Source organism: Variovorax sp. 278MFTsu5.1 (genome assembly GCF_048305045.1).
GTDB lineage: Bacteria > Pseudomonadota > Gammaproteobacteria > Burkholderiales > Burkholderiaceae_C > Variovorax > Variovorax guangxiensis.
The window spans coordinates 4,312,863-4,328,560 of the sequence record NZ_CP157622.1; the positions used below are offsets into that span (position 1 = coordinate 4,312,863).

The 15,698-nt window shown below is 67.0% G+C and carries 15 protein-coding genes; 10 read left to right on the forward strand and 5 right to left on the reverse strand.

From position 1 onward, the window contains the following. The first annotated feature begins 35 nt into the window (after positions 1-35). The gene (locus ABL844_RS20060; RefSeq protein WP_418121488.1) at positions 36-983 is read left to right on the forward strand and encodes a TauD/TfdA dioxygenase family protein; all 948 of its coding nucleotides are present in this window, start codon (positions 36-38) and stop codon (positions 981-983) included. A 63-nt stretch (positions 984-1,046) separates the two neighbouring features. Here ABL844_RS20060 and argC read toward each other — a convergent pair whose 3' ends face one another. Continuing rightward, a complete protein-coding gene (gene argC, locus ABL844_RS20065; RefSeq protein ID WP_418128673.1) occupies positions 1,047-1,976 on the reverse strand; it encodes an N-acetyl-gamma-glutamyl-phosphate reductase in 930 nt (309 codons plus the stop codon). 82 nt (positions 1,977-2,058) lie between these two features. Between argC and ABL844_RS20070 the strand changes: the two genes are divergently transcribed. The 7 genes from ABL844_RS20070 to ABL844_RS20100 all read left to right on the forward strand — a co-directional run bounded on the left by ABL844_RS20070 (position 2,059) and on the right by ABL844_RS20100 (position 9,611). Continuing rightward, on the forward strand, positions 2,059-2,949 hold the full coding sequence (locus tag ABL844_RS20070) for a LysR family transcriptional regulator (protein ID WP_418128674.1): 891 nt from the start codon (positions 2,059-2,061) through the stop codon (positions 2,947-2,949). A 184-nt stretch (positions 2,950-3,133) separates the two neighbouring features. Further along, complete coding sequence (locus tag ABL844_RS20075) at positions 3,134-4,060, forward strand: LysR family transcriptional regulator (protein WP_126021892.1); 927 nt, start codon at positions 3,134-3,136, stop codon at positions 4,058-4,060. Between the two features lie 227 nt (positions 4,061-4,287). After that, positions 4,288-5,238 (forward strand): N-carbamoyl-D-amino-acid hydrolase, encoded by a 951-nt coding sequence (locus ABL844_RS20080; RefSeq protein WP_418128676.1) that lies wholly within the window; start codon positions 4,288-4,290, stop codon positions 5,236-5,238. Then, positions 5,235-5,969, forward strand: a complete 735-nt coding sequence (locus tag ABL844_RS20085; protein WP_418128677.1) for an aspartate/glutamate racemase family protein — start codon at positions 5,235-5,237, stop codon at positions 5,967-5,969. Before ABL844_RS20080 ends, ABL844_RS20085 begins: the two co-directional genes overlap by 4 nt. Before the next feature lie 51 nt (positions 5,970-6,020). Continuing rightward, positions 6,021-7,007: a Bug family tripartite tricarboxylate transporter substrate binding protein gene (locus tag ABL844_RS20090; RefSeq protein WP_184636863.1), complete on the forward strand. Its 987-nt coding sequence runs from the start codon at positions 6,021-6,023 to the stop codon at positions 7,005-7,007. Next, a complete protein-coding gene (locus ABL844_RS20095) occupies positions 7,007-8,470 on the forward strand; it encodes an N-acyl-D-amino-acid deacylase family protein (RefSeq protein WP_418121492.1) in 1,464 nt (487 codons plus the stop codon). The genes ABL844_RS20090 and ABL844_RS20095 overlap by 1 nt, the downstream gene beginning before the upstream one ends. 58 nt (positions 8,471-8,528) lie before the next feature. Further along, positions 8,529-9,611 (forward strand): type II asparaginase, encoded by a 1,083-nt coding sequence (locus ABL844_RS20100; protein WP_418128678.1) that lies wholly within the window; start codon positions 8,529-8,531, stop codon positions 9,609-9,611. A 25-nt stretch (positions 9,612-9,636) separates the two neighbouring features. Here the strand turns inward: ABL844_RS20100 and ABL844_RS20105 are convergent, their stop codons facing one another. Then, the gene (locus ABL844_RS20105; protein WP_418128680.1) at positions 9,637-10,653 is read right to left on the reverse strand and encodes a patatin-like phospholipase family protein; all 1,017 of its coding nucleotides are present in this window, start codon (positions 10,651-10,653) and stop codon (positions 9,637-9,639) included. A gap of 270 nt (positions 10,654-10,923) precedes the next feature. Beyond that, positions 10,924-11,328 carry a RidA family protein gene (locus ABL844_RS20110; RefSeq protein ID WP_418128681.1) on the reverse strand — a complete coding sequence of 135 codons (405 nt, stop codon included), beginning with the start codon at positions 11,326-11,328 and terminating at the stop codon, positions 10,924-10,926. Between the two features lie 135 nt (positions 11,329-11,463). On the opposite strand from ABL844_RS20110, the gene ABL844_RS20115 reads away from it, so the two are divergent. Next, entirely contained in the window at positions 11,464-12,411 is a 948-nt protein-coding gene (locus ABL844_RS20115) for a LysR substrate-binding domain-containing protein (protein WP_418128682.1), read from the forward strand. Between the two features lie 29 nt (positions 12,412-12,440). Here ABL844_RS20115 and ABL844_RS20120 read toward each other — a convergent pair whose 3' ends face one another. Next, the gene (locus ABL844_RS20120) at positions 12,441-13,805 is read right to left on the reverse strand and encodes an NHL repeat-containing protein (RefSeq protein ID WP_418128683.1); all 1,365 of its coding nucleotides are present in this window, start codon (positions 13,803-13,805) and stop codon (positions 12,441-12,443) included. A 318-nt stretch (positions 13,806-14,123) separates the two neighbouring features. Between ABL844_RS20120 and ABL844_RS20125 the strand changes: the two genes are divergently transcribed. Next, positions 14,124-14,954 (forward strand): HDOD domain-containing protein, encoded by an 831-nt coding sequence (locus tag ABL844_RS20125; RefSeq protein WP_369661735.1) that lies wholly within the window; start codon positions 14,124-14,126, stop codon positions 14,952-14,954. Positions 14,955-14,963: 9 nt separating this feature from the next. Here the strand turns inward: ABL844_RS20125 and ABL844_RS20130 are convergent, their stop codons facing one another. After that, a complete protein-coding gene (locus ABL844_RS20130) occupies positions 14,964-15,692 on the reverse strand; it encodes a tRNA-uridine aminocarboxypropyltransferase (protein WP_184636852.1) in 729 nt (242 codons plus the stop codon). Positions 15,693-15,698: the final 6 nt, after the last annotated feature.

The following is a 15,698-nucleotide window of genomic DNA, read 5'->3' on the forward strand; positions in this document are numbered from 1 at the left end:
GTTGAATTGCATCGATAAATTGAATGGAGACAAGAATGTCATTGAACATTGCCGATGAAATGGCTTCACGCTGGACGCCTGTCGAATCGAGCCCGGCCATGAAGCAAGCTCTCGAAGGATTGCCTTCGGGCTGGAAGACCCGTCGACTGGCCCCGTCGCTCGGTCTGGAGTTGCAGGATCTGTTTCTGCCGGATCTCGATGACGACGGCATCGCCAGGATTCGTGCACTGCTGCTGGCTTTCCGGGTGCTGGTCATCCGGCGCCAGCCTGTCTCCCCCGCGCAGCATGTGGCGTTTGCCCGGAAGTTCGGCGATCTCGAGACGCAGAATCCGCTGCTGGCCGCCAACGCGGATTTTCCCGAGCTTGTTCAACTCAAGGCTTCCAGGGAAAAGAAGGGAGCCGAGAACCTCTTTCACTCCGACACCGCGTTCTACGAGAAACCCTCGATGGGTTCGATTCTTCGTTGCATCAAGTGCCCGGAAGTTGGAGGAGACACCATCTTCTGCAACATGGTTCAGGCCTATGCCGGGTTGCCGGAGGAGGTCAAGCGCAAGATCGACGGCATGGTGGCAGTCAACGACGTCAATGTCGCGTTGTTCAAGAAGATGGATCCGAACGAACGCGCCGCGCATCGGGATCGGCATCGCGCCGTGGAACATCCGGTGGTCATCACGCACCCTGAAACCGGGGAGTCGATCCTGTACGTGAACGAAATCCACACCACGCACATCGCCAACTACCGGGAAGTCCTGGGCTCGGATTGGGGCATGGATACCCCGACCCAGATTCGCGAACTGTTCGACCTGCTCGTGCGCCAGGCCAAGATCCCGGAATACCAGGTGCGCGTGCACTGGGAGCCGGACACGATCGTCTTCTGGGACAACCGGGCGGTCCAGCACTACGCGGTGTCCGACTACTACCCCTCGGAACGCCACATGATGCGCGCGACCATCATTGGCGATGTTCCGAGGCGGGTTCGATAGCGGGCAGGTCTGCCTCTGCTGCAGACATCGGCCCCGTCCGAAAGCGTTCGCTCTGCATCGAATTCACAACGTGCGCCGTGAAGCGCTCGCCATCAGTCGCAGGTTCTGCAATGCCGCGCCCGCGGCTCCCTTCCCCAGGTTATCGAGAACCGCGCCCAGGACGATCTGACCTGTACGTTCATTGCACGCGACGGCCAGACTCATATCGTTTGAGCCGTTGTGGACTTGCGGGTCCAGCTCGGTCATCGGCACGGCAGACGACATCGGCAGCACGTGCACATGCGCGGCATCGCGGTATCGCTCCACAAGGCATTCGTGGATGCGCAGGCCCGAGACATCAGAGGGAAGCATTCGCGCGTGCAATCCGATGGCGAGCACGATGCCCTGCCGGTAGCTGCCATAGGCCGGCACGAAGATGGGCCGCGCCGTCAGGCCGGCGTAGGCCTCCATTTCCGCCACGTGCTTGTGCTCGAGTGCAAGGCCGTAAACCTTCAACGAATGCGCTCCCGCCCCGGCCTCGTGTGCTTCCGCCCCCGCCCTGCCCTGGCCCGAATAGCCCGAGACGGCATGGATGGCAAGCGGATAGTCGGCGGGCAAGAGGCCCGCATCCGTCAACGGTCGCAGCAGGGCAACCGCGGCGGTGGGATAGCAGCCCGGATTCGTGACCCGCGCTGCCGAGGCAATGCGTTCGCCCTGCCGTGCATCGAGCTCGGGCAGGCCGTAGACCCAGCCCGGGCTGGTGCGGTGAGCCGAGCTGGCGTCGATCACGCGCACCGAAGGGTTCTCGATCATCGCCACCGCGTCGCGTGCCGCAGCGTCGGGCAGGCAAAGGATGGCGATGTCGCACTCGTTGAGAGCGGCCCGTCGGGCAGCCGCGTCCTTGCGCAGGTTCGCCGGCAATGTGTGGATGCGGAATTCCCCGCCCCGGAGCCGGTTCTGCAGGTCAAGGCCGGTGGTGCCCTGATCGCCGTCGATGAAGATCTTGAGGTCCATGGAGAGCGATCGTAGGCATCCGCCCTCGATGGTTCCAGCTAAATATATGGAACCCGGAATTAAGAAAAGTTAAATTTGCGCCATGCGAGAACTGAGCCTCGACCATCTGCGCACCCTTGTCGCCATCGCCGACCTCGGCTCCCTGGCCAACGCCGCGCGCGCCCTTCACCTGGCGGCACCTACGGTCACCGTCCAGATCGCTGAGCTGGAGTCGCGCCTGGGTGGCCAGTTGCTCGTTCGAGGGCGGGGGCCCGCGCAAGCTACCGCCCTGGGAGAGCGCTTCATCGCGCGTGCCCGCAGGCTGCTGGCCGACGCGGACGAAGCAGTGGAGGACGTCCGACGCCAGCTCGCGGGCCAGACGGGCCGCGTGCGGGTGGGTGCCTCGACGGGTGCCATTGCGCATCTGCTGCCGCCCGCGCTCGGACGCCTCGCCCGCAACCATCCCGGCATCGACGTGAACGTGCAGGTGCTGACCTCCAATGAGAGCATGGCCCGGCTCGCCGCAGGCAGCCTGGACCTGGCGGTCGTGGCGCTGCCGCAGGCGCCCGTGCGGGGCGTCCATGTCACGCCCCTGCGGCGCGAGGCGGTCGTCGCCTTCCTGCCGGCAGACTGGAAGGCACCGAAGCGGCTGACCCCGCAGTGGCTAGCCCAGCAGCCGTTGATCATGAACGACTCCTCCACGCGTCTCTACAGGCTTACCGCGGAATGGTTCTCCGCGGCTGGCGTCCATTGCCGGCCGCGCATCGAGCTCAACTACAACGACGCGATCAGAACGCTGGTTGCCGCGGGCTACGGCGCAGCGCTGCTGCCGGAGGAATCGCAACAGAGCGCGCGCGACCCTCGCATCGCGGTGCGTCCGCTCAGCCCGGCCCTGTGGCGGCAGCTCGGCCTCGCGGTCAGTGACCGGGGCGCCAGTGGACCGACGCGTTTCGTCATGAACGCCTTGCTGCCTGAAAAGGGTTCAGCTGGCTGAAGCCCGAAAACTCGGTCAGGCGGGGATAATTCTGAATATCTTTGTACTCACCGTCCGCAACCGCTATCGCCATGCCTTCGGGAATCGGGTTTTCGAACATGCCGGCCACGCTTGACCAGCACCCGAATCGGCAAAGGAGGCCGGGGCGCGTAGTTCGGTTCAAGCTCGGGCTGCAAATTCAAGCATGAACCTGCGACAGATCGAGGTGTTCCGCGCGGTGATGATCACCGGCTCCGTGAGCGGCGCGGCGCGGCTGCTTCACGTATCCATTCCTGCCGTCAGCCGGCTGCTCTCGCATACCGAGAGCCGGCTGGGCTTTCTGCTTTTCGAGCGCGTGAAGGGGCGGCTGCATGCGACGGCGGAGGCGCGACGGTTGTATCTGGAGGTCGAGCAGGTCTACGGCGGCGTGCAGCGCATCGGCAGTCTTTCGCACGAGCTTGCGCTGCGGCGGCGCAGTCTGCTGAGCATTCTTTCGAGCCCCAGCATCGGGCAGACGCTGGTGCCGCAGGCGATCGCGCAGTTGCGCAACGCCATGCCCGACGTGCAGGTTCATTTCCACTGCCTCACGCATGAGGCGCTGAAGGAACGCATCCTGCAGCAGCGGGCCGACCTGGGCATTTCCACCTTTCCGGTCGACCATCCGAACCTTGCGACGAGGCCGCTGGCGAGCAGCCGGCTGATGTGCATCTGCCCACGCAGCCATCCGCTGGCCGCGTTCGAAGAAGTCGGCCTCGACGAACTGCTGCCCCACGAGTTCATCGGCTATCCGCACGGCTCGCCGCTGGGCCTGCGCATCGACCAGATGTTCGAGACGCGCGATGCCGCGCCGCGCATCAGCGTGGAGGTCACCTCGCCGCAGTACGCCTGCTCGCTGGTGCATGCCGGGGCCGGCATCGCGCTGGTGGACGAGTACTCGCTGCAGGGCTGGCTCGGGTCGTCTTTCAAGGCGATACCGGTGCGCGACGCGCTGCCCATCGTGGCCGACCTGGTGTACCTGCAGACCGAGCCCCTGTCGCCAGCGGCGCAGGCGCTGCTGCGCGCATTGCACAGCGTGCTGCTGCAGCGCGGGCTGGCCTTGCCGCTCGCGGACGACGACGAGATCCTGCGCTGACGAGCCGGGGCGCCGCGCCCCCTTCTCCCTTCTTCTCCGCCCGCTGCGGCGGCCCTCATCCGATGCCTCCGCGCCCTGCCCCGGTGCAGGCGCGCGCGTGCGCACCACCGGAAGGCGGACCTTTAGCGTGTTGTTAAACCCGAGCGACAAATCGTCATTCGACGCCACGGGCACCGCTTCGAATAATCGATTGCACCAGTCACACGGCTGCAACGAAGAAGGTTCAAATGACATCGCGCCCCGCCATTCCCCCACGTTTTCTCGGCCTTGCGGTCGCCCAGATGGGCCCGGTCCACCTGTCCGACAGCCGCGAGTCGGTGGTGGCCCGGCTGGTCGACATGCTGCGCCAGGCCCACAGCCGCGGCGCGGAGTTCGTGACCTTCCCCGAGCTCGCGCTCACCACCTTCTTTCCGCGCTACTGGATGAGCGAAGAAGAAGCCCATGAGCGCTTCTTCGAGCGCAGCATGCCCGGCCCGGCGACACAGCCGCTCTTCGACGAGGCCCGCAGGCTCGGCGTGGGCTTCTACCTCGGCTACGCGGAACTCACCGAGGACGGGCGCGGCTTCAATTCGGCCGTGATCGTGGGGCGAGACGGCAACATCGCGGGCCGCTACCGCAAGATCCACCTGCCCGGCCATTCGGAGCACAAGCCCGAGGCGCCCTTCCAGCATCTGGAGAAAAAGTTCTTCGAGGTCGGCGACCTGGGCTTCCGCGCCTTCGACACCGACGGCGTGCGCATGGGCATGTGCCTGTGCAACGACCGCCGTTGGCCCGAGACCTACCGCGTGATGGCGCTGCAGGGCGCCGAAGTGGTGGTGCTCGGCTACAACACGCCCTCGCTCAACATCCACTGGAACGAGCCGGTGCACCTGCGCACCACCACGCACCTGATCTCGCTGCAGGCCAACGCCTACCAGAACGGCATCTGGGTGGCGGCTGCAGCCAAGTGCGGGTCGGAGGACGGCCACCACATGATCGGCAGCTCCGTGATCGTGGCGCCCAGCGGCGAGATCGTGGCGCGCACGGTGAGCGAGGAAGACGAGGTCATCTGCGTGCGCGCCGACCTTGCGCTGGGCGCGCACTTCCGCGAGCACGTCTTCAACTTCGCCAAGCACCGCCGTCCGGAACACTACCGCCTGATCGTCGAGCGCACGGGCGCTGGAGATCCGCTGCCATGAGCGGGCAGCAGCAGCACCCATCCGCGCCAAGGGCGCTGGGCATCCTCGGCGGCATGGGGCCGCTGGCGGGCGCGACCTTCGCGCTGCGGATGGTGCAGCTGACAGAGGCTGCCGTCGACCAGGACCACATTCCGACGATCCTGTGCAACGACCCTCGCATCCCCGATCGTTCGAGCGCCATGCTCCAAGGCGGCGAGAGCCCGCTGCCCGCCATGCAGCGCGGCATCCGCCTGCTGGAGGCGGCGGGCGCCGGCTGCATCGCCGTGCCCTGCAACACCGCGCATCTCTGGTTCGACGACCTGAAAGGCGCGACCCGGCTGCCGGTGCTGAACATCGCCGAGGCGGTGGTGCAGAACCTGCGGCGCCACAGTGTCGTGCAAGGCAAGGTGGGCGTGCTCGGCACGCCGGCCACGCTGGCGCTCGGCCTGTACCAGCGAGCGCTGGAGCAGGCGGGGTACGAGGCGATCGTTCCCGAAGCTAACGACGTGCAACGCCACTGCGTAGCGTCCATCGCGGCGGTCAAGGCCGGGCAGATCGATGCCGCCTGGGAGCCGGCCGCACAAGGCATCCGCGCGCTGGTCGCACGCGGCGCGCAGGCCGTGGTGCTCGGCTGTACCGAGCTGCCATTGGCGGTTCCGCACCACCGGCGCGGCGCGTTCGACTGCGTGCTCACGGACTCCATCGACGCGCTGGCGCTGGCCGCGATCGCGCACTGCCGCCAGCAGCACTGAGGCGGCCTCCCCTTTTCGCCTCCTTTTCCACTTCCACGAAAGACCCTTCCGATGATCCATCGCAAGTTCTCCCGCCCGATGGCCGTGCTGGCCGCCGCCTTCGGCCTGCTGGCAGCTTCGGCCCCGACGTGGGCCGCCTGGCCCGACCGCCCCATCACCTTCGTCGTGCCCTCGGCGGCCGGCGGCTCGCCCGACGTGCTCTCGCGGCTGGTGACCAACGAGGTCTCCAAGTCGCTCGGCGTGCCGGTGGTCATCGAGAACCGCCCCGGCGCAGCAGGCAACATCGGCATCCTGCAGATCAAGAGCAAGCCGGCCGACGGCTACACCATCGGCTACGGCAACGTGAACACGCTGGCGGTCAACCGCACGCTGTTCAAGAAGCTGCCTTACGACGTGGACCACGACCTGATGCCGGTGGCGCAGGCCTTCGACCTCTACAACGTGCTGATCGTGCCCAAGGACTCGCCCATCCAGGACGTGGCCGGGCTGGTGGCCACAGCGCGCAAGCAGCCGGGCAAGCTGTCCTTCGGCGCCCCCGGCATCGGCACCACGGGCCACATGGGCGGCGAACTGTTCCGCAGCATGGCCGGCATCGACGTGCTCTTCGTGCCCTACAACGGCGGCCCCGCCGCGCTGCAGGACCTGATGGGCGGCCGCATCGACTACCTGTTCGCCAACTCTTCCGAGGTCGGCCCGCTGGTCTCGTCCGGACGGGTGCGCGCGCTCGCGGTTAGCAGCGCCAAGCGCATCGCGCTGCTGCCGAACGTACCCACGCTGGACGAAGCGGGCATCAAAGGCTACGAGACGGTGGCCTGGGGCGGCGTGGTCGCGCCACGCGGAACGCCGCGCGAGGTGATCGAGAAGCTCAACGCCGCAATCAACGCAGCGCTGGCCACCCCCAGCGTGCGCGAGGGCCTCGCCAAGCTCGGCGCCGTGCCGGCCGGCGGCACGCCCGCCGACTTCCAGCGCACCATCGACCGCGAGACCAAGCGCTGGGGCGAGCTGATCGAGCGCAACCGCATCGAGAAGCTCGACTGATGGCGGACCTCGCGACCCCATCCGCGCAACAACAATTGCTGCTGCGCGGCGGCACGGTGATCGACGGCAGCGGCGCCCCGCCGCGCCGCGCGGACGTGCTGATCGAGGGCGACACCATCGCGGACATCCTGCCGCCAGGCAGCGAGATCGCTGGCGCCGGAGTCGTCGAACTCGACGGCCTGGCCCTGGCGCCCGGCTTCATCGACTCCCACACCCACGACGACGGCTACCTGCTGGCGCATCCGGACATGGTGCCCAAGGTTTCGCAGGGCGTGACCACGGTGGTGACCGGCAACTGCGGCGTGAGCCTCGCGCCCGTGCCGCCCGGCAGCCCCCTGCCCCAGCCGCTCGACCTGCTGGGGCCGCCCGAGCTGTTCCGCTACGCGAGCTTCTCCTCCTGGATGGACGCGCTGCGGCAGACGCCCGCGGCGGTCAACGTGATTCCCCTCGTGGGCCACGCCAGCCTGCGGGTGAGCGCGATGGACGACCTGCAGCGGGCCGCGACGGCGGAAGAATGCGACACCATGCGGCAGTTGCTCGCCGAAGCGCTGGACGCCGGCGCGTTCGGCATGTCCACCGGCACCTTCTACCCGCCCGCGCAGCACGCCACCACGCAGGAGATCATCGACATCGGCGAAACCATGCGGGGGCGAGGAGGCATGGTCTATGCGGTGCACCTGCGCGACGAATCCGACCGGATCGACGAGGCGATCGAAGAAGCCCTGGAGATCGGGCGCGCGCTGACCGCGCGCGTCGTGTTCTCGCACCACAAGCTGGCGGGCGAGCGCAACCATGGCAGGTCGACGCAGACCCTCTCGCGCATCGACGAGGCCGGCGCGATGCAGCCTGTCTGCCTCGACTGCCACCCCTACCCGGCCACCTCGACCATGCTGCGGCTCGACCGCGTGCGGCTGGCGAGCCGCACGCTCATCGCATGGTCGAAGAACGAGCCGTCCGCGCAGGGGCGCGACTTCGCGGACCTGCAGCGCGAATGGGGGCTGGACGACGAGGCCATGCTGCAGCGGCTCGCACCCGCGGGCGCCATCTACTTCCTGATGGACGAGCGCGACGTGGAGCGCATCCTGGCGCACCCGCGCACCATGGTCGGCTCCGACGGGCTGCCCTTCGATCCGCATCCGCACCCGCGCCAATGGGGCACCTTCACGCGCGTGCTGTCGCGGCTGGTTCGCGACAAGGGACTGCTCACGCTGGAAGCCGCCGTCCACAAGATGACCGGCCTGGCCGCGAGCAACTACGGACTAGTCGACAGGGGCCTGCTGCGCCCGGGCCTGCGGGCCGACCTGGTGGCCTTCGATGCACAGCGCGTGACGGACCTCGCCACCTTCGACAACCCCGTGCAGGCAAGCCGGGGCATCGAGGGCGTGTGGGTCAACGGGCAGCGGGTCTGGGACGGGCAGCGCCCCACCGGCCTGCGGCCGGGCAAGGTGCTGCAGCGGCACTGATCCGGGACCTCCCTTTCTCTCTCCCTCCTCTGTTCCCCTCCTTCAAAACCGTCGAATCATGAACCCCAAGAAAATCGCCTTGACGTTTCTGACCGCCATCGGCCTCCTCGGAGGCGCCGGGCATGCCATCGCGCAGGCCCCGGCCAAGCCCAACGTGGTGATCCTGGCCACCGGCGGCACCATCGCCAGCCGGGGCGCGGACAGCCTGGCGCTCACCGACTACGGCCTGAGCAAGGGGCTGCAGCCCGTGGGCGTCGAAGCACTGGTGACCGCCGTTCCCGAGATCCAGAAGTTCGCCAACATCACGGGCGAGCAGATCTTCAACGTCGGCAGCTCCAAGCTGAGCATCGACAACTGGCTGACGCTGGCGAAGCGCACCAACGAGATCCTCGCGTCGAAGAACGTGGATGGCGTCGTCATCACCCACGGCACCGACACGCTGGAAGAAACCGCCTACTTCCTCAACCTCGTGGTCAAGAGCGCCAAGCCCGTGGTGATCGTGGGCTCCATGCGCCCCAGCACCGGCATGAGCGCGGACGGCCCGCTGAACCTGGTCAACGCGGTCGCACTGGCCGCGAACCCCAGCGCCCGGGACAAGGGCGTGATGGTGAGCATGAACGAGGTCATCAGCAGCGCGTTCAGCGTCACCAAGACCAACACCACCAATGTCGCCACCTTCAAGAGCCTGGACGGCGGCGACCTGGGCTACATGCAGAACTCCACGCCCTACTTCGTGGCGCAGCCGCTGAAGCGTCACACCGTGCACAGCGAGTTCGACGTGTCGAACCTGCAGAAGCTGCCGCGCGTGGACATCAACTACACGACCCTGGGCTCCGACGGCGTGCTGGTCGACGCCGCAGTCGCAGCCGGCGCGAAGGGCATCGTCAACGCGGGCGTCGGCCATGCGAACATGCCCGACGTCACGCTGCAGAGCCTGAAGGCCGCGCGCCAGAAGGGCGTGGCCATCGTCGTCGGGTCGCGCGCCATGAGCGGCATCGTGACCCCGGTCGGGCAGTTCACCGAAGCCGGCTTCGTGACATCGATGATGCACACGACGCAGAAGGCGCGGATCCTCCTGATGCTCGGTCTGACGAAGACGAACGATCCGAAGGAGCTTCAGCGGATGTTCGAGGAGTATTGAGCGATTGCAGCGGCTGGAGGCCGGCTCAGGCCCAGTTCGCCTCCACCCAGTTGCGCACATTCGCCCACTCGGGCGAGTTCTTGATGTAGTCCTGCGTCGCGCTCACCAGCTCGCCGACGTTCTTGTAGTCGTCCAGTCCGAAGGGCTGCGCCAGCGGCACGTTGCCTCGCATGTAGTTGCCGCCGAGCATCTGGCCGGCCTGGATCGCCGCCAGTTCGGCGGTGGCGTCCATGGTGAGGTTGAGCAGCGCGGTCGCCGGCACCGTTCCATCGCTGAAGGGCCACAGCCAGTGCGTGACGCCCCAGTCCAGCGGATTCGACACCGAGCTTGGCGAGATGCCCACCGGGTTCACGCCGGTGCCCAGCGAGAGCATCAGGATGTCGGACGTGCCGCTCGCGTAGCCCTGGTAGATCGCTTCCACCATCGCCGTCATCGACGGGTTGTTGGCGAAGGTGCCGCCATCGGCGAAGTAGCCGTAGCTGCCCACCTGGTACGGAGGGAAGTAGGTCGGCGCGGCCGAGGTGGCCAGCGCGGCGTCCACCATGCTGATGCCGCGATAGGCATTGCTCGGGCCGTTGGAGATGGTGCAGGGCTCCCAGCTGTTCTGGCTCGGGTCCCACAGCCGCGCTGAGTTGACGGCCACGAAGCGGCTCGCCGACGACAGCGGGCCGCTGCCCACCAGCTGCTGCGCGACCGATTGCAGGCCGGTGTTGACGTACTGGCACTCGAAGATGCCCGGGCCGCTGCCCAGCAGTTCTGCCGTCGACTGCGCCGGGGCCCTGTCCTGCTGCCTGGCCTGCGCATCCAGCAGCCAGCCGTTGGGCTTGAAGATGGTGGCGCCGTCGTTCTCGTAGACGTTCACGATGTCGCCGATGGCCACGCCGTTCACCAGCCCCAGCGAGATCAGCCCGCCGGTGGACGTGCCGGCAAAGCCGTTCGCGCCCGCGACGATGCCGAAGCTCTTGTCCAGGTCCTGGATCAACAGCGCCGTGATGACGCCACGAATGCCGCCGCCGTCGCAGCAGAGAATCTTGAAAGACATGCCGTGCTCCTTGCTCGAGTGGATGGATGGATGAATGGACGCAAGGCGCCCTCTTTCCATCGAAGGCGCCGGAACTTTCAATGCGGGGGTTTGCCGATGTGATGAAGTGATCGTTCCCCACGCCGAACGATCGATAGCCACGGATCTCAGGGCGGAATGTGGGTCAATTCGCGGGGCGGTGCATCACTTGAACAAGTGAGGTTCGGGCTCTGTTCAGCAGTCTCCATACAAAGAAAGTCGTCATTCCTCCGCTTCGGCTTCGCGAGCGATTCAGCCTTCGCCGTTCCCGGGCAGCTTGGCGATCACCTTGATCTCGAACTTGAAGCCATAGAGCCACGTCACGCCGATGCCGGTCAGCGTGGGATGCGGCGCATCGCCCCAGAACTCCGGCACGATCTTCCAGGCCTTCTCGAAGTTCTCCTCGGGGTCGACGATGAAGACGGTGACGTCCACCACGTCGTCGAAGGTGCAGCCGGCGGCGCCCAGCACCGCGTTCAGGTTCTTGAAGGCGAGGCGCACCTGAGCCTCGAGGTCGGGCTCGGGCGAGCCGTCCTCGCGGCTGCCGACCTGCCCCGACACGAACAGGAATCCGTTGGAGCGGACTGCGGGCGAATAACGGTTCTTTTCGTAGAGCGCCTGGCGCCCGGGCGGGAAGACGACGTCGCGTTTGGCCATGGAATGCTTTCCTTTCTCTCTTCTTCAATGAATGCGATGAAGGGACTTTAGGAATTCGCGCCGCGCCGATAAACGGGCAATGCCGACAATGACTGTTTGGGGAATCCAAACAATCGGCAACTCAGGAACAGCACCATGGACCGTTTCGACGCAATGCAGGCCTTCGCCCGCGTAGTGGAAGCAGGCAGCTTCACCAAGGCGGCCGAGACGCTTCACACGAGCAAGACCAGCGTGACCCAGTTGGTGCAGCAGCTCGAAGCGAGGCTGCGCGTGAAGCTGCTCAACCGGACCACGCGCAAGGTCGGCCTCACGGCCGACGGCGCGGCCTACTACGAGCGCGTGGTGCGCCTGCTGGCCGACATGGACGACGCCGAGACCAGCCTTTCGGGCGCATCAGCCTCTCCCAGAGGCCGCCTGCGCGTGGACGTGCCCAGCCCGCTGGCCCGCATGATCCTGGTGCCGGCGCTGCCCGCGTTCCACGCGCGCTACCCCGACATCCAGCTCGACATGGGCGTGAGCGACCGCATGGTCGACCTGATCGGCGAGAACGTCGATTGCGTGGTGCGCGGCGGCGAACTCACCGACCAGTCGCTCATGGCGCGCCGCGTGGGCGACCTGCGGCTGGGCGTGTATGCCGCGCCCAGCTACCTGGAGCGCGCCGGCACGCCCTCCGATCCACGCGAACTGGAAGACACGCACCACCGCATCGTCGGCTTCCTGTGGTCGCGCAACGGCAAGACCTTTCCGTACGCCATGTACCGCGATGGCGAACGCATCGAGGTGCAGGGGCGGTACGTGCTATCGGTCGACGACGGCAACGCGTATCTCGCAGCGGGGCTGGCAGGTCTGGGCGTGCTCTGGCTGCCCGACTACATGGCGAAGGCGCACCTGCCCAGCGGCGAGCTGGTGCCGCTCTTCGAGGGCTGGAGCTTCGACCCGATGCCGCTGTACGTGGCGTTTCCGCCGAACCGGCATGTCAGCGCGAAGCTGCGGGTGTTCATCGATTGGGTGGCGGAGCTGATGGCGCGGCATGCGCCGGTTGCGGGCCGGCCCCTGCGCTCGGGGCCGGCGAGAAGCCGCTGAGACAGAAGAAGAGGAAGAAAGAATCTTCTTCAGGACGCCGGCACCGGCGTGACCTTGCGGATCAGATTGTTGAACGTGTCGGCGATGTACAGCGTTCCGTCGGCGTCCACGACCACGCCATAGGGCTGCTTGAACCTGGCGGCGGAGCCTATGCCGTTCTGCGCTCCGGTCATTCCCGCCTGGCCGGCCAGCGTGGAGACCATGCCCGCTCGCGTGATCCTGCGCAGAAGGTTGTTGCCCGTGTCGGCCACGTAGACGTTGCCGTCGCTGTCCAGCGCGACGCCGCCCGGCGCATTGAAGGAAGCGGTATCGCCGGGGCCGTCGGCCGAGCCGCTCGTGCCGGAGCCGGCGAGAGTCGTGACGACGCCACCGGGCGTGATCTTGCGGATCCGGTTGTTGCGACTGTCCGCGGCGTAGAGGTTGCCGTCCTTGTCCATCGCCATGCTGTAGAGCCCGCTGAAGAGGGCCGCAGCGCCGGTGCCGTCGGCGAAACCCGGCAGGTTCGGGGTGCCGGCGATTGTGGTGACGTCGCGGGCGGGGGTGATCTTGCGGATGACGTGGCTGTAGTACTCGCTCACGTAGATGTTGCCGGTGGCATCGCGGACCAATCCCGCCGGACCCGCGAACGAAGCGGCGGTGCCGTTGCCGTCGAGCGTCCTTCTCGCGCCGTCGCCCGCGAAGGTGGTCACGTCGGCCGACGGCGTGATCTTGCGGATTCGATTGCCGCTGAGCTCGGTCGCGTAGATGTTGCCGTCGACGTCCAGCGCGATGCCGCCGAGGCCGTCGAAGTACGCGGCCGGGCCGTTGCCGTCCACCGGGCCGTTGAAGCTGCCCCCGCCCGCGATGGTCGTGGTCTCGCCCGCAGGCGTGATCTTGCGCAGGAGCCCCGTTTGCACATCGGAGACGAACAGGTTCCTGTCCTTGTCGAAGACGATGCCGTAGGGCAGCGAGAACGATGCGGCAGGGCCGGCGCCGACAGCGGAGCCCGCGGCGCCGGAGCCGGCGAACACCGACACCTGCGCCTGTGCCGCCGAACAGGCGACCGCGACGTCGGCTACGCCGGCCGAAACCTTGCCGCTGCCCTTTGTCACGGTGCAGAACTGCCAAAGCGGCTGGGTGCGCACGCTGACCTCGTAGGCCGAGCCTTCGGCGATCGCGGTCGCAAAAGTGAAATTGCCGTCGGCCGTGAGCTTCAGGTCGTCGCCCGCGTTGTTCTGGAGCACCACGCTGCCGGCAAGGCCGCTGACGGTGCCGCCGACCGTGTGCTTCACGACGACGGGGGGTTCCGGCGTCTGGGCCGGTGGAACGGACGGCACGAAGGGTACGAAGCCCGTTGCGCCACCACCTCCGCCGCCACCGCCGCAGGAGGCCAGCAGCACGATTGCGCCAGCCACGGCGCCGCGGCGCCCACAAGAACTCACTCTATTCAGGAACATCCTCTGCCTCTTTGGTTTTCTGCGGATTCGCACAAACAGGAAAGCGCGAATCCATCTGTCGCCGGAGCCCTCCAGCTGGCCGGGAAGTATCAGATTGTTAGATCTTGTTATCTTTTGGACTCATATGCCATAGCCGAAATTGGGTATAGCGCGCGCCAGCCCTCGATGCCTACCGGATTCCGTAGAAATGACGGATTGGCGCAAACCGGGGGCCCACTGGAGCGTGCACTGGAGGAAAATCCATTGCATACAAAGGCAATAACACCTCCCAGCGCCATGAAGACACTCGACGAACTCTTTGCCAATGACGAGTCGCTGCCCACTGTTCCGAGGGTGGTGTCCGACCTGATGGAGATGCTGAGGGACGACGACGTGTCCTTCTCGGCGGTCGCTCACCGCATCGAACTCGACCAGGTGCTGGCGGCCAAGGTGCTGCAGATGATCAATTCGCCGCTCTTCGGGCTGCGGCGCAAGATTTCCTCGATCCAGGGCGCGATCCTGATGCTCGGGCTCTCGGCGATCCGCTCGGTGGTGGTGAGTTCGGGCCTGGCGGGCGCCTTCAGGAAGGTGGAAGGCGTCAGCCTCCCGGCCTTCTGGGCCCACAGCCTGCGCGTGGCTTCTGCGTCGCGGTATCTGGCTTCCAAGACCCGGCACGTGGACCCCAACCTGGCGTTCACCGCGGGCAGCATGCATGCCATCGGCCACCTGATCATGGCCCAGGCGATGCCGGGCCGGATCGCCGCGCTGAACGCCCTCCATCCCTTCGAGGCGCTGGGGCGCGCGCAGCTGGAGCTGGTCGAGTTCGGCTACCACTACGGCGACGTGAGCGCCTCGCTGGCGCAGCGCTGGGGCTTCGCGCCCGACCTGGTCGGCGGGCTTTCGAGCTTCGTGAGCCCCGACAAGTCGGAGCATGCCGACGCACTCGGCGGCGTTCTGCACCTGGCCGTGTGGCGCGTGGCGCTGGAGCGCCAGGGCGTGGACCTGGGCAATCTGGGCGGCGTCTGGCCGAGCCAGTCGGCCATCGCTGCCGGCATCACCGAAGACATCGTCCAGGAAATGCCTGCGCCGCGCGAACTGGCGGCGGAACTCGAATCGATGATCGCCTGACGGCGGCCGTCACGAGGCCTGCGCGGCGACCACCTCGCGCAGCCGCTGGTGCTCGGCACCGTCCCACTCAACGGGCTGCTGGTTCTTCGCGCGCAGATAGTGGTGCGAGAACACCGGCAGATAGGCTTCGAGCGTCTGCCCTGCCGCATGCTCGCCTGCCAGGTTCAGGCACATCGCGGCGACCTCGCTGGTGCAGAAATGGTCTTCGCGGCCTGAGTTGCGCAGCTTGTACTGCGTGATCTGCTCCGGGCGAAGGCTCAGCACCGGCAGCCGGTCGAGGTACGGGCTCCTGCGGAACATCTTGCGCGCCTCGGCCCATGTCGCGTCGAACAGGATGAAGAGCGGGCGCTTCGCAGCGGGCGGCTCCACGCCCAGCACCACCCGCTCCGGCTGCGCGTACTGTCCCGGAAACACCACGTAGGGCTGCCATTGCGGGTCGTTCAGCAGCGCCAGCAGCGCAGGATCGACCTCGGTGCGGGCCCAGCCGAAGGCGAAGGTGTCGGCCACCACGTCGGCGACCAGCCAGCCGGTGTTGGTGGGCTTGAGCGGCTCGATGTCCGCCATGATCAGGCAGACGCCCGCGCGCGTTGCGACCGAGGGGCGGATGGCGCACATGCAGTGGCTGGGCACCAGCCGGCAGCCCGCACAGCGCTCGCGCTTGAAGCCGCCACGGGCAAGAAAAGGCTTGGCGCTTCGCGCCAGCCGTGCGGCGCGAAGAAGGGAAACGGCGTGAGGCATGCGGGG

Coding starts and splice junctions, on each gene's coding strand:
- ABL844_RS20060 (WP_418121488.1), top strand. CDS start 36: ATGTCATTGAACATTGCCGATGAAATGGCTTCACGCTGGACGCCTGTC.
- argC (WP_418128673.1), bottom strand. CDS start 1,976: ATGGACCTCAAGATCTTCATCGACGGCGATCAGGGCACCACCGGCCTT.
- ABL844_RS20070 (WP_418128674.1), top strand. CDS start 2,059: ATGCGAGAACTGAGCCTCGACCATCTGCGCACCCTTGTCGCCATCGCC.
- ABL844_RS20075 (WP_126021892.1), top strand. CDS start 3,134: ATGAACCTGCGACAGATCGAGGTGTTCCGCGCGGTGATGATCACCGGC.
- ABL844_RS20080 (WP_418128676.1), top strand. CDS start 4,288: ATGACATCGCGCCCCGCCATTCCCCCACGTTTTCTCGGCCTTGCGGTC.
- ABL844_RS20085 (WP_418128677.1), top strand. CDS start 5,235: ATGAGCGGGCAGCAGCAGCACCCATCCGCGCCAAGGGCGCTGGGCATC.
- ABL844_RS20090 (WP_184636863.1), top strand. CDS start 6,021: ATGATCCATCGCAAGTTCTCCCGCCCGATGGCCGTGCTGGCCGCCGCC.
- ABL844_RS20095 (WP_418121492.1), top strand. CDS start 7,007: ATGGCGGACCTCGCGACCCCATCCGCGCAACAACAATTGCTGCTGCGC.
- ABL844_RS20100 (WP_418128678.1), top strand. CDS start 8,529: ATGAACCCCAAGAAAATCGCCTTGACGTTTCTGACCGCCATCGGCCTC.
- ABL844_RS20105 (WP_418128680.1), bottom strand. CDS start 10,653: ATGTCTTTCAAGATTCTCTGCTGCGACGGCGGCGGCATTCGTGGCGTC.
- ABL844_RS20110 (WP_418128681.1), bottom strand. CDS start 11,328: ATGGCCAAACGCGACGTCGTCTTCCCGCCCGGGCGCCAGGCGCTCTAC.
- ABL844_RS20115 (WP_418128682.1), top strand. CDS start 11,464: ATGGACCGTTTCGACGCAATGCAGGCCTTCGCCCGCGTAGTGGAAGCA.
- ABL844_RS20125 (WP_369661735.1), top strand. CDS start 14,124: ATGAAGACACTCGACGAACTCTTTGCCAATGACGAGTCGCTGCCCACT.
- ABL844_RS20130 (WP_184636852.1), bottom strand. CDS start 15,692: ATGCCTCACGCCGTTTCCCTTCTTCGCGCCGCACGGCTGGCGCGAAGC.